This window comes from Pseudomonas sp. NPDC012596 (assembly GCF_042902325.1).
Classification (GTDB): Bacteria; Pseudomonadota; Gammaproteobacteria; order Pseudomonadales; family Pseudomonadaceae; genus Aquipseudomonas.
The window spans coordinates 474,968-487,051 of sequence record NZ_JBIBEB010000001.1 but is presented as its reverse complement, the minus strand read 5'-3'; the positions used below and the strand labels follow the sequence as shown (position 1 = coordinate 487,051).

At 62.8% G+C, this 12,084-nt stretch carries 12 protein-coding genes; 11 read left to right on the top strand and 1 reads right to left on the bottom strand.

What is annotated here, in order from left to right:
• The first annotated feature begins 156 nt into the window (after positions 1–156).
• From oscA to ACFY68_RS02115, 11 genes are all read left to right on the top strand, one after another.
• A complete protein-coding gene (gene oscA, locus ACFY68_RS02165) occupies positions 157–339 on the top strand; it encodes a sulfur starvation response protein OscA (RefSeq protein WP_003248957.1) in 183 nt (60 codons plus the stop codon).
• Between the two features lie 48 nt (positions 340–387).
• On the top strand, positions 388–1,392 hold the full coding sequence (locus ACFY68_RS02160) for a sulfate ABC transporter substrate-binding protein (RefSeq protein WP_346615278.1): 1,005 nt from the start codon (positions 388–390) through the stop codon (positions 1,390–1,392).
• A gap of 199 nt (positions 1,393–1,591) precedes the next feature.
• Entirely contained in the window at positions 1,592–2,410 is an 819-nt protein-coding gene (cysT, locus tag ACFY68_RS02155; RefSeq protein WP_012274724.1) for a sulfate ABC transporter permease subunit CysT, read from the top strand.
• A gap of 13 nt (positions 2,411–2,423) precedes the next feature.
• The gene (gene cysW, locus ACFY68_RS02150; RefSeq protein ID WP_346615279.1) at positions 2,424–3,296 is read left to right on the top strand and encodes a sulfate ABC transporter permease subunit CysW; all 873 of its coding nucleotides are present in this window, start codon (positions 2,424–2,426) and stop codon (positions 3,294–3,296) included.
• A gap of 3 nt (positions 3,297–3,299) precedes the next feature.
• Positions 3,300–4,289, top strand: coding sequence for a sulfate/molybdate ABC transporter ATP-binding protein (locus tag ACFY68_RS02145; RefSeq protein WP_387522925.1), 990 nt, complete (start codon positions 3,300–3,302; stop codon positions 4,287–4,289).
• 336 nt (positions 4,290–4,625) lie between these two features.
• Positions 4,626–5,420 carry an energy transducer TonB gene (locus tag ACFY68_RS02140; protein WP_387522923.1) on the top strand — a complete coding sequence of 265 codons (795 nt, stop codon included), beginning with the start codon at positions 4,626–4,628 and terminating at the stop codon, positions 5,418–5,420.
• 43 nt (positions 5,421–5,463) lie between these two features.
• Entirely contained in the window at positions 5,464–6,183 is a 720-nt protein-coding gene (locus ACFY68_RS02135; protein ID WP_346615282.1) for a MotA/TolQ/ExbB proton channel family protein, read from the top strand.
• A 1-nt stretch (position 6,184) separates the two neighbouring features.
• A complete protein-coding gene (locus tag ACFY68_RS02130; RefSeq protein WP_387522921.1) occupies positions 6,185–6,586 on the top strand; it encodes an ExbD/TolR family protein in 402 nt (133 codons plus the stop codon).
• 589 nt (positions 6,587–7,175) lie between these two features.
• Complete coding sequence (locus tag ACFY68_RS02125) at positions 7,176–7,757, top strand: alpha/beta hydrolase (protein ID WP_387522919.1); 582 nt, start codon at positions 7,176–7,178, stop codon at positions 7,755–7,757.
• 64 nt (positions 7,758–7,821) lie between these two features.
• The gene (locus ACFY68_RS02120) at positions 7,822–8,652 is read left to right on the top strand and encodes a sigma 54-interacting transcriptional regulator (RefSeq protein WP_387522917.1); all 831 of its coding nucleotides are present in this window, start codon (positions 7,822–7,824) and stop codon (positions 8,650–8,652) included.
• A 174-nt stretch (positions 8,653–8,826) separates the two neighbouring features.
• Positions 8,827–9,612, top strand: coding sequence for a MetQ/NlpA family ABC transporter substrate-binding protein (locus ACFY68_RS02115; RefSeq protein WP_346615286.1), 786 nt, complete (start codon positions 8,827–8,829; stop codon positions 9,610–9,612).
• 77 nt (positions 9,613–9,689) lie between these two features.
• Here the strand turns inward: ACFY68_RS02115 and ACFY68_RS02110 are convergent, their stop codons facing one another.
• Positions 9,690–12,077 (bottom strand): penicillin acylase family protein, encoded by a 2,388-nt coding sequence (locus tag ACFY68_RS02110; RefSeq protein ID WP_387522915.1) that lies wholly within the window; start codon positions 12,075–12,077, stop codon positions 9,690–9,692.
• Positions 12,078–12,084: the final 7 nt, after the last annotated feature.

Sequence of the window (12,084 nt, the reverse complement as noted above, 5' to 3'; positions counted from 1 at the left end):
GCTCCCACAAGTGTTCATGGCAATTTTCTAAAATGGTTATATAAACATTCTTAAACAGTATTTTTAAGAATATCCGCGCCTCACTACTATTGCCCTCAAGCCAGGCGCAAACCCTTCAAACCTCTGCCCGGCACCCTCACTCCAAGGAGAACGAGCATGAGTGCATCTCTGCGTAGCATCGACGGTCAGGACGAAGCCACCATTCTGCGGGAGATCCAGAGCGCCCTGCGCGATCTGCGTTTCGGTGCGGTGGAGATTACCGTGCATAACGCTCAGGTCGTGCAGATCGAGCGCAAGGAGAAGTTCCGCCTGCAGCAGCCCGGCAACAAGCCCGGCTGATACCGCATCACACTCAAAACTAGAAAAATGCCAATCGGGAGCTTCACCATGTCCATCCGCCGTTATGCGCTCGCCGCCCTGGCCAGTGCCGTTTTTGCCGGTTCCGCCATCGCCAAGGACTACGAACTGTTGAACGTGTCCTATGACCCGACGCGCGAGCTGTATCAGCAGTACAACGCCGAATTCATCAAGCACTGGCAGCAAGCGCACCCGGACGATAAGGTGAAGATCCAGCAGTCCCACGGCGGCTCGGGCAAACAGGGCCGTGCGGTAATCGACGGCCTGCGCGCCGACGTAGTGACCCTGGCCCTGGCCGGCGACATCGACGAAATCGCCAAGCTCGGCAAGACCCTGCCGGAGAACTGGCAGACCCGCCTGCCGGACGCCAGCACCCCGTACACCTCGACCATCGTGTTCCTGGTACGCAAGGGCAACCCGAAAGGCATCAAGGATTGGGGCGACCTGATCAAGAAGGACGTCTCGGTCATTACTCCGAACCCTAAAACCTCCGGCGGCGCCCGCTGGAACTTCCTCGCAGCCTGGGCCTATGGCCTGAAGCAAGGTGGCGAAGCCAAAGCCACCGAATACGTGAAGGAGCTGTTCAAGCACGTGCCTGTACTGGATACCGGTGCCCGTGGTTCGACCATCACCTTCGTCAACAACGGCCAGGGCGATGTGCTGCTGGCCTGGGAAAACGAAGCGTTCCTGGCGTTGAAGGAAGACGGCGGCGCCGACAAGTTCGAAATCGTCGTGCCTTCGCTGTCGATCCTTGCCGAGCCGCCAGTGGCTGTGGTCGACAAGAACGCGCAGAAAAAGGGTAACGAACAGATCGCCGAGGAATACCTCAAGCACCTGTACAGCCCGGCCGGCCAGAAAATTGCCGCCGAAAACTTCTACCGCCCACGTGACGCGAAAGTCGCTGCCGAATTCGGCAAGCAGTTCCCGAAACTGGATTTGGTAACCATCGACAAGGACTTCGGTGGCTGGAAGACTGCACAACCCAAGTTTTTCAACGACGGTGGTGTGTTCGACCAGATCTATCAGGCCCAGTAACTGGCCGAGGAAAAGCGGGGCCGCTTGGCGGCCCATCGCCGGCAAGCCAGCTCCTACAGGAATCGCGCAGTGCTCTGGCCTGTGGTAATCCTTTGGAAGCTGGCTTGCCGGCGAAGGGCTGCGCAGCTGCCCCGGGATTCAGAAGCTTGCACCAGCCCGGAATTATTTCCGGGCTTCGTGCGTTCAACCAGGGATATTTATGTCACGTCGCATTTCCCCCGTCATACCCGGCTTCGGGCTGACACTGGGCTACACCTTGGTGTACCTCAGCCTGATCGTGCTGATACCGCTCGCGGCCATGTTCATACATGCCTCGCAGCTCACCTGGGAGCAGTTCTGGAACATCATCAGCGCGCCACGGGTCATCGCCGCGCTCAAGCTGAGTTTCGGCACCGCCCTGTTCGCCGCCATCATCAATGGCGTCATCGGTACCCTGCTGGCCTGGGTGCTGGTGCGCTATACCTTCCCTGGGCGCAAGATCATCGATGCGATGATCGACCTGCCGTTTGCCCTGCCCACCGCCGTAGCCGGTATCGCCCTGACCGCCTTGTACGCCCCTGCTGGCTGGGTGGGCCAGTTCGCTACCGACCTGGGCTTCAAGATCGCCTACACACCGTTGGGCATTACCCTGGCACTGACCTTCGTCACCCTGCCGTTCGTGGTGCGTACGGTGCAGCCGGTGCTGGCAGATATCCCGCGTGAAGTCGAAGAGGCTGCGGCCTGCCTGGGCGCAAAACCACTGCAGGTGTTCCGCCACATCCTGGCGCCGGCTCTGTTGCCCGCCTGGCTCACCGGCTTTGCCTTGGCTTTTGCCCGTGGCGTCGGCGAGTACGGTTCGGTGATCTTCATTGCCGGCAACATGCCGATGAAAACCGAGATTCTGCCGCTGCTGATCATGGTCAAGCTCGACCAGTACGACTACACCGGCGCGACCGCCATCGGCGTGCTCATGCTGGTGGTTTCCTTCATCCTGCTGCTGCTGATCAACCTGCTGCAGCGCCGCATCGAAACCCCTTGAAGGAGGCCCGGCTATGTCCAGTTCATCCCTGAGCGCTACCGCCGCCGCCAACGCCGCACGGCGTGGCAGTGCCACCTCGCGGCGCATCCTGATCGGCCTTGGCTGGCTGGTGTTCGCGCTGTTCCTGTTGCTGCCGCTGGTGATTGTGGTGTCGCAGGCCTTGAAGAACGGCTTTGGTACGTTCTTCGAGGCGATCTTCGAGCCTGACGCGCTGTCTGCGCTCAAGCTGACCTTGCTCGCGGTGGTCATTTCCGTGCCGCTGAACCTGGTGTTCGGCGTAAGCGCTGCATGGTGCGTGAGCAAGTACACCTTCCGTGGCAAGAGCGTGCTGGTGACCCTGATCGACCTGCCGTTCTCGGTGTCGCCGGTCATTGCCGGCTTGGTCTACGTGCTGATGTTCGGCGCCCAGGGGCTGTTTGGGCCTTGGCTGCAGGACCACGATATCCAGATCGTCTTTGCCCTGCCGGGCATCGTGCTGGCGACCATCTTCGTCACTGTGCCGTTCGTTGCCCGTGAACTGATCCCGCTGATGCAGGAGCAGGGCACCCAGGAGGAAGAAGCCGCACGCCTGCTGGGTGCCAACGGCTGGCAGATGTTCTGGCACGTGACCTTGCCGAACATCAAGTGGGGCCTGATCTACGGCGTGGTGCTGTGCACCGCGCGGGCCATGGGCGAGTTCGGCGCGGTGTCGGTGGTATCGGGGCATATCCGCGGCGTCACCAACACCTTGCCGCTGCACGTGGAAATCCTCTACAACGAGTACAACCACGTCGCGGCCTTCAGCGTGGCCAGCCTGTTGCTGATCCTGGCGCTCTTCATCCTGCTGCTCAAGCAGTGGAGCGAGAACCGTATTAACCGCCTGCGCCATAGCGCCGCGGAGGAATGATTCATGTCGATCGAAGTTCGTAACGTCAGCAAGCGCTTCAACAGCTTCCAGGCCCTGGACAACATCAACCTGGATATCCACAGCGGCGAGCTGGTGGCCCTGCTGGGCCCGTCTGGCTGCGGCAAGACCACCCTGCTGCGTATCATCGCTGGCCTGGAAACGCCGGATGACGGCAGCATCGTGTTCCACGGCGAGGATGTGTCGGGCCACGATGTGCGTGATCGCAACGTCGGTTTCGTGTTCCAGCACTACGCGCTGTTCCGCCACATGAGCGTGTTCGACAACGTCGCGTTCGGCCTGCGCATGAAGCCCAAGGGCGAGCGCCCGAGCGAGAGCAAGATCACCGAAAAGGTGCATGATCTGCTGAACATGGTGCAGCTGGATTGGTTGTCCGACCGCTACCCTGAGCAGCTCTCCGGGGGCCAGCGCCAGCGTATCGCCCTGGCCCGTGCCCTGGCGGTGGAGCCCAAGGTGCTGCTGCTCGACGAGCCGTTCGGCGCCCTCGATGCCAAAGTGCGCAAGGAGCTGCGCCGCTGGCTGGCACGGCTGCATGAAGACATCAACCTGACTTCGGTATTCGTGACCCACGACCAGGAAGAAGCCATGGAAGTGGCGGACCGCATCGTGGTGATGAACAAGGGCGTGATCGAGCAGATCGGCTCGCCGGGCGAAGTGTACGAGAAGCCGGCCAACGACTTCGTCTATCACTTCCTCGGCGACTCCAATCGCCTGGCGCTCAGCGAAGGCAATCACGTGCTGTTCCGCCCGCACGAGGTGTCGTTGTCTCGCCATGAGACTGAAGGGCACCATGCCGCCGAGGTTCGTGATATTCGCCCGCTGGGGGCGACTACGCGGGTGACGTTGAAGGTGGAAGGGCAGAGCGAGTTGATCGAGGCCGAGGTGGTCAAGGACCACGACAGCCTGACTGGGCTGGCGCGGGGCGAGACGCTGTTCTTCAGGCCGAAGGTCTGGCAGAAGGTGGCGGATATCTGATCCCTCAGATCATCGAAAAGCCCGGGCATGGTCCCGGGCTTTTTATTACCCGTGTAAGAATCGCCGCCGAACTCCTGTAGGAGCGGGTTTACCCGCGATCGAGGGCGCAGCCCTCGCGGCAATTCGATGCCTTGCACGAATATTTTCCATGCCTGCAATGCATCGGTTTTGCGCTGCTATTACGAATCCCGCGAATCACGTGGCTTCCAAGCAGCCACCCAAAATCAATATGCTTAAACGATCTAACTTTAATTTTAAACATTACTTTAAGAGATAAGCCTCTGGCCCCGATGATTCAGCCACACACCTGAATCAAGAACCCCAGGAGTTTGATCAATGGGTAATGTCCAGACGGCCGTCAGGGCCTACGACCAGCCATGGCGCCCGGCCCCGGGTGACCTGGTCGAGCTTGGACGGACACTTCGCCTGCCGCTGGGCCAGCTGCGGCTGCAACGCACGCCGGTCAGCGGCCTCAAGCGCCGCGACAAGCTGGCGTTGGGCTTTCTGGTGCTGGCCTTGCACGGCGCCGCCGCTTACTGGGTAAGCCAAGCCCCGACGCCTGAGCTGCCGGTGGTACCACCACAGATTCCGCCCATGACCATCGAGTTCGCGGCACCTGCGCCGCCCGTGGTCGAGCCGCCTCCGCCGGCCCCGGCACCGCCGGTGGTGGAGCCACCGCCGCCGGTCGTTGACGAGCTGGCCGCCAAGCCTAAACCCAAGCCAAAGCCGCTGCCCAAGCCCGTGGTCAAGCAGGCGCCCAAGCCGCAGCCCAAACCCGTCGAGGCACCACCCCCTGCGCCTGCGCCGGTGGCGGCCCCCGCACCGCCTGCGCCACCCGCGCCGGCTCCGGTAACGCCCGCTTCGGCCAACGCCGCGTACCTGAAGAACCCGGCGCCGGAGTACCCGCAGATGGCCCAGCGCCGCGGTTGGGAAGGCACCGTGCTGCTGCGAGTCGAGGTCTTGCCCAGCGGCAAGCCAGGGCAGATCCAGCTGCAGAAAAGCAGCGGTCGCGATGCCCTCGACGCCGCCGCCCTGGCTGCGGTCAAGCGTTGGAGTTTCGTGCCCGCCAAGCAGGGCGATGTGGCCCAGGCCGGCTGGGTCAGTGTGCCGATCGATTTCAAGCTTCGTTGATTTTCGCCAGAACATTATTTGCAGAGCATAGGAAGACACTCTCATGAGCCTGTTGGCATCCCCCCTCGAGTCCGTTGAAAGCGCAGTCATCTGGCTGCTGGTAGGTTTTTCTGTCGCTACCTGGGGCTTGGCCCTGGTCAAGGTCGTGCAGTTCGTGCGGCTGAAGAATCAGGACAAACGCTTCCACCAGCAATTCTGGGCAGCCTCGAGCCTGGATGCGGCGGCGCAAATCAGCCATGAGCTGCCTGGCCCGGCGGCCCGCGTCGCCCAGTCTGGTTATGCCGCGATTGCCGTCGGCGAGGCCCAGGCCAACGACCTGAGCCACGCGATCAATCACCAGGACCGCCTGGAACGTGCCCTGCGCCAGCAGATCGTGCGTGAGCGCCGCTCGCTTGAAACCGGCCTGGCCGTGGTGGCCAGTATCGGCAGTACGTCGCCGTTCATCGGCCTGTTCGGTACCGTGTGGGGCATCATGGAAGCCCTCAAGGGCATCAGCGCGGCAGGCTCGGCCAGCCTGGAAACCGTGGCGGGCCCCATCGGCGCGGCACTGGTCGCCACGGGTGTGGGTATCGCTGTCGCGGTGCCTGCGGTGCTGGTCTACAACTACTTCCTGCGCCGGCTCAAGCTGACCGCCGCCGACCTGGATGATTTCGCCCACGACTTCTATAGCCTGGCGCAGAAGAGTGCCTTCCGCGTACTGGTGCACCCCGCCGTGCAAAAGGCGCAAACCGGTTTCACCCAGCCGGTGAAGGAGGCGTCCTGATATGGCCTTTTCGACCCAGGACAACGACGAAGTCCTCAGTGAAATCAACGTCACGCCCCTGGTAGACGTCATGCTGGTGCTGCTGGTGGTGTTTATCGTCACTGCACCACTGCTGACCAACGCCATCCCCATCAACCTGCCCAAGACCGAGGCCGTGGCCCCGGTGGAGCAGAAGGACCCGCTGGTGGTGAGCATCGATGGCGGCGGCAAGCTGTTCATCAACAAGGACGAGATCCAGCCGGACCTGCTGGAAACCAGCCTCAAGGCGGCCAAGGCCAAGGACGAACAAGTGCGTGTGCAGCTGCAGGCTGACGACGGCGTCAACTACGGCGAGGTGGCGCGAGCCATGGCCGCGATCGAACGTGCAGGTATCAGCAAATTGGCGGTGATCACCGCGCGCTGATCGGCAAACCCTCTTCAGGCAAGTGCTTATGGGCCTTATCTCTTGGCAGGGGTAGGCCCTTTTTTTGTTCGTCCCGAAATGTTGCAAGCGTGGCTCCACCTGGGGCCTGGCTTGGGTTCTGTGGTGATGCACAAATCGAGCGCCGCCCGCGCGGCGCTTCGCGAAGCGCTTGCCTTGGGATCTTCAGTGCTCTTGAGATCGAGCGCCGCCCGCGCGGCGCTTCGCGGGGCAAGCCCGCTCCCACATTTGTTGCAACGTGCCATTCCAGTCAGGCCATGGTTGTCCGCCTTGGCGCATGGCTGAAGACAGGTGAGGCGGCAGCAGTGCCAGCCGAAAAACCTCGTCGAGCCACCAAGGCTAACAACTATGGCCCATCAGGCCATGGCACGTTGCAACAAATGTGGGAGCGGGCTTGCCCCGCGAAGCGCCGCGCGGGCGGCGCTCGATCTCACAGGCGCTAAACATGCCTTGGCGAGCCTCGCTCAGCTTTATACTAAAAGTTATTAATAAATAGCTTCTTATTCCTTTACGAATATAAACCCGTCCCTATACTTGTCTCCAAGCACGCAAACTTACTGGAGGCGTCCCCATGCGCAATGAGTCGATTCGCTACCTGATTGTGCCGGGCTGGCAAGGATCGCCAGACAACCATTGGCAGAGTCACTGGCAGCGCACCTTGCCCAACAGCGCCCGGGTCGAGCAGCAGGACTGGCTGACTCCGCAGCGCCAGGACTGGGTGCAGGCGTTGGAGCAGGCAATCGCCGCTGAACACTCGCCGGTAATTCTCATCGCCCACAGCCTGGGTTGCATCACGGTCGCCCACTGGGCCGAGCAGGCCAGCCCGGCCTTGCTGCGCCGGGTGCGTGGCGCGCTGTTGGTGGCACCGGCCGACGTCGAGCGGCCGACCTGCTCGCCCGCCTTGCGCAACTTCGCGCCGATCCCGCTGCAGGTGTTGCCATTCCCAAGCCAGGTGGTCAGCTCCGACAACGACCCGGCGGTGACCGTGCCGCGCGCGCTGTTCCTGGCTCAGGCCTGGGGGGCTGAAGCAGGGTTGCTGAGCAACGCCGGGCACATCAACGTGAAGTCTGGGCATGAACGCTGGGAGCAGGGCTTCGCCTACCTGTATCGCCTGCAAAGCCGGGTTGAGCAGCGCGCACTGCGCCGCGCCTGATCGGCCCTACTGTTTATCGTTAGCCTGACGCCCGGCCGCTGGAGGCCTGGGGCGGGAGTTCGTCATGACCTTTCAAAACCCGTTCGGCCAGCCCCTGCTGACCTTCCCTGAACTGGACAAGAGCCCACTGAGCATTCGTGCCAAGGCACTGGTGTTCATCGACCCGCGCTCGCAGCAGTTGCGCAAGGCCCTCGAACTGTTGGCGCCGCAACCGCTGCCGGTGCTGATCCGCGGCGAGACCGGCACCGGCAAGGAGCTGCTGGCCCGGCAGATCCATCGCGCCAGCGACCGCGGCGGGCTGTTTGTTTCGGTCAACTGCGCGGCCATCAGCCACACCTACGCCGACGCCGAGCTGTTCGGCTACAGCGCCGGTGCTCACGGGGGGACTGCCAGCAGCCGTGCGGGTTGGTTCGGCTCGGCCAACGGCGGCACGCTGTACCTGGATGAGATCGCCGACTTGCCGTTGGCTATCCAGGGCAAGCTGCTGGCCGCACTGGAAAACCGCGAAGTCACCCGTGTCGGTGCGCAACAGCCGCAGCCGGTAGATGTGCGCCTGGTGGCGGCGACCAGTATCGACCTGGCGCGGGTGGTGAAGGCCGGCAGGTTCAACGAACGCCTGTACCAGTACCTGCGCGAGGGTGCCCTGGAGCTGCCGCCGCTGCGTGAGCGCCGCGGCGATATCCTGCCGTTGGCCGAGTACTTCGTGGGTATCTACACCGCACGCCTGCAACGCCCGGTACCACTGATCAGCGAAGCGGCCCAGCAGGTACTGGAAGCCCACGCCTGGCCCGGCAACACCCGCGAGCTGGAGAACATCATCCACTTCGCCCTGCTGGTCAATGACAGTGACGAGATCCAGCCAGAAGACCTCGACCTGCCCAACCCCGCAGGCTAGACATCGCTCATAAGCAAAGTCGGTAATGGCAGTTTGTTTTTGGAATAAGTAGCTAATTAAAAGGTATTGTTGCGGAATAAAAAATCTCGGTATCTTCCGCCTCACGCCCGCTGATGAAACGGTTGGGCACCGACTTCGCCATCGCCGATGGCCAGAAACAGAACAAGGACCACCATGAAGAAGACCCTGCTGACCACGGCCCTGGCCGCCGCCCTGTCGTTCTCCGGCCTGGCTGCTGCCGCCGAGAAACTGGTGGTTGCCGCCACCCCGGTACCCCACGCTGAAATCCTTGAGCTGATCAAACCGACCCTGGCCAAAGAGGGCGTGGACCTGGAAATCAAGGTCTTCACCGACTATGTGCAGCCTAACGTGCAAGTTGACCAGAAGCGCCTGGACGCCAACTACTTCCAGACCCTCCCGTACCTGAAGAGCTTCAACGAAGGTAAAGGCACCCACCTGGAAACCGTGATCGGCGTGCACGTGGAGCCATTCGGTGGCTACTCGAAGAAGATCAAGAACCTGTCCGAGCTGAAGGACGGCGCAACCGTTGCCATCCCTAACGAAGGCAGCAACAGCGGCCGTGCCCTGATCCTGCTGCAGAAGGCTGGCCTGATCACCTTGAAAGACCCGAAAAACGCCCTGGCCACCCCGAAGGACATTGCAGAGAACCCGAAGAAGCTGAAGTTCAAGGAGCTTGAATCGGCCATGCTGGCGCGGGTACTGGACCAGGTCGACCTGGACATGATCAACACCAACTACGCGCTTGAAGCTGGCCTGAACCCGGCAAAGGATGCGCTGGTAATCGAGGGTAGCGACTCGCCGTACGTGAACTTCCTGGTTGCCCGCCCGGACAACAAGGACAGCGAGGCTATCCAGAAGCTGGCCAAGGCCCTGACCAGCCCAGAGGTGAAGGAATTCATCGCCAAGAAGTACAGCGGTGCGGTGCTACCGGCGTTCTGATTCGGCCCTGCATGGAAAACGCCGGCGCATTGCGTCGGCGTTTTTTTTTGGTGCTGGCAGTGGTTGATGGGGTGGATTTAGCGGCCCTTCGCGGGCAAGCCCGCTCCTACAGGCACCGCTTTGAGTGTGCTTTGCGCCGGAATAACCCCCATCTGTGCGCGCTGGTAGCGCCCCTCGACGTACCCCTCGGCCTGATCCGCAAAGTGCCTGTCGAACGGCACCCCACTTTGCCCTACCGGGTTACTGGTCAGCGCCTGCCCGGCATCGGCAAAATCGATCAGCCGCCGTGTCGAAGGTCCATACGTCACTGGCCAGGGTGCCGGCCCGATCTTCGCAGACAGGTTATTGGGCACTTCATGGGTGCCGGGCGCCGCGAACGGCCCTACGTTGAACAGTAGGTTCAGCGGCTTCTTCACCCCCAGCGGATGGTTGTGCGTCAGCGTATGCGCCTTGCCCCATTGCCAGCTGGCCGGGTCTTTGCCGATGGTTTCACGCAGGTGCTTGAGCGTCTGCTGCCAGGCGCCACGCACGACGGCGGTGCGGTCGGTTGGTTGAGTGGCCCCGCGGGTGTTCCACCACGGCGATTCGGCATCGGCGGCCAGGCGTGGCAGGGCGGCGTCGATGGCGCGGGTGCTGATCAGCACCGGGAACCAGGTATCGCCGAGCTCGTCGTGCAGCGCGCCATACGCCAGCTGGTACAGGAACTGGTTGAACAGGGTGGCGCTGGTCGAGTCCAGCGGGTAGTCACCGCGCCAGGCCGCCAGTTGCTCGACCAGCTCCTTTTCCTCATCGCCCTGGGCGACGCCGCGCAGGGTCGCCAGTAACGGCGCCAGCGTGCGAGGGCCGTAATCGTTGGCGGTGTCCAGTTGCAGCGCCTGGCTGTTTTCGGTGTCCCATTTCACTTGCGCGTTGGCCAGCTGGCGGTCCAGCTGCCGGCCCCGGTCCGCAAGGTTGTAGTAGCCTGGTACTGGCACCACCGCTGGTGGCTGGTAGTTGGCCGAAACGATGTAGCCACTGGCCGGGTTTTCCTGCTGTGGGTTGACGTTGAAGGGGTAGAACCCCAGCTTGTCGGCCTGTGGGCTGGCACCCTCGAGGATGAAGGTCGGGTTGACGCCCTCCGGGCGGATCGGCAGTTGCGCCGCTGCCCACCAGCCGATATCGCCACGCGCGTTGGCCCAGACGAAGTTCAGCCCCGGCGCGTGTACCTTGGCGGCCGCTTCGCGCATCTTGGCCAAGGTGTCGGCGCGGTTGAGTTGGTAGAAACCTTCGAGGATCGGGTTGTCGGTCTCAAGGAATGCCCACCACATGGCGATGGGTGTGGCGCCGGCGGTTGCCCCCAGCACCTCGTTGACGATCGGCCCGTGAGGGGAGCGGCGCAGTTCGACGGTGACGGGCGGCTGGCCTTTGACGGCGATCTTCTGCTCGGTCTTTTCCAGGGGCCGCCATTGGCCATCGACCATGACCTGGTCGTTGTTGGCCGGGTTGACCTTTTCGGCAATCAGGTCGACATCGTCGTTCTGGAACATGGTCAGGCTCCAGCCGAAGTCACGGTTGTGCCCGAGCAGCGCGAACGGGTTCAGCGCCTGGAAATAGCCATACAGGTTGAAGCCAGGCGCCGACAGCTCTGCCTCGTACCACACGGCCGGCACCGCGAAGCTGATGTGCGGGTCACCGGCCAGCAATGGCTTGCCGCTGCGGGTACGGCTACCTGCAATGGCCCAGGCGTTGCTGCCCTCGAACTGCGGGATACCTGCATCGCCAAGGGCCTCGTGGCTGAGCCGCGCCAGGGCTTCCAGGCTTTGCCAGTCTGCGGCGGCCAGTGGCGTGCGGATCGCACCGTCAGGGCGCCAGTCGAGGTCGAAGATCTTCAGGTACTGCGGGCCGAGCTGATCGCGGATGTAGGTGAGCGCAGGCTCGGTGCGGAACGCGGCAGCAAAGCTGTAGGCCAGGTAGCCGGCAATGCTCAAGGTGTCTTCGGCGGTGAACGGCCTGGGGGTGATGCCGATCAGGTCAAACTCCATGGGCTTGGGGTGGCTGGCCTGCCAAGCGTTGATGCCGTCAAGATAGGCTTGCAGGGCTTGCCATGCAGGTGACTGGCGGTCCAGCCGCTGCACCATCAAGGCAGCCTGGTCGCGGATGCGCAGGCTGCGAAACAGGGTGTCGGTGGGCAGCAGCTTGTCGCCCAGCACTTCGGCCAACTCGCCACGCGCCAGGCGGCGCATGATTTCCATCTGGAACAGCCGGTCCTGGGCATGCACGTAACCGAAGGCGCGGTACAGGTCCGCTTCGTTCTGCGCCTGCAGGTGCGGCACGCCGCGGGCGTCATAGCGCACGCTGACCGGGGCCTGCAGGCCGGCGATCACCACCTCGCCGTCACGCTGCGGCAGCTTGCCATGCACGTACCAGTAACCAGCGCCGGCAGCTACGGCCACGACCACGGCCAACAGGGTCAGGCTGCGCTTCATCGAGACT

What these genes read in the sequence shown, in the direction of transcription:
- oscA (WP_003248957.1), top strand. Translation starts at nt 157, where the DNA reads ATGAGTGCATCTCTGCGTAGCATCGACGGTCAGGACGAAGCCACCATT.
- ACFY68_RS02160 (WP_346615278.1), top strand. Translation starts at nt 388, where the DNA reads ATGTCCATCCGCCGTTATGCGCTCGCCGCCCTGGCCAGTGCCGTTTTT.
- cysT (WP_012274724.1), top strand. Translation starts at nt 1,592, where the DNA reads ATGTCACGTCGCATTTCCCCCGTCATACCCGGCTTCGGGCTGACACTG.
- cysW (WP_346615279.1), top strand. Translation starts at nt 2,424, where the DNA reads ATGTCCAGTTCATCCCTGAGCGCTACCGCCGCCGCCAACGCCGCACGG.
- ACFY68_RS02145 (WP_387522925.1), top strand. Translation starts at nt 3,300, where the DNA reads ATGTCGATCGAAGTTCGTAACGTCAGCAAGCGCTTCAACAGCTTCCAG.
- ACFY68_RS02140 (WP_387522923.1), top strand. Translation starts at nt 4,626, where the DNA reads ATGGGTAATGTCCAGACGGCCGTCAGGGCCTACGACCAGCCATGGCGC.
- ACFY68_RS02135 (WP_346615282.1), top strand. Translation starts at nt 5,464, where the DNA reads ATGAGCCTGTTGGCATCCCCCCTCGAGTCCGTTGAAAGCGCAGTCATC.
- ACFY68_RS02130 (WP_387522921.1), top strand. Translation starts at nt 6,185, where the DNA reads ATGGCCTTTTCGACCCAGGACAACGACGAAGTCCTCAGTGAAATCAAC.
- ACFY68_RS02125 (WP_387522919.1), top strand. Translation starts at nt 7,176, where the DNA reads ATGCGCAATGAGTCGATTCGCTACCTGATTGTGCCGGGCTGGCAAGGA.
- ACFY68_RS02120 (WP_387522917.1), top strand. Translation starts at nt 7,822, where the DNA reads ATGACCTTTCAAAACCCGTTCGGCCAGCCCCTGCTGACCTTCCCTGAA.
- ACFY68_RS02115 (WP_346615286.1), top strand. Translation starts at nt 8,827, where the DNA reads ATGAAGAAGACCCTGCTGACCACGGCCCTGGCCGCCGCCCTGTCGTTC.
- ACFY68_RS02110 (WP_387522915.1), bottom strand. Translation starts at nt 12,077, where the DNA reads ATGAAGCGCAGCCTGACCCTGTTGGCCGTGGTCGTGGCCGTAGCTGCC.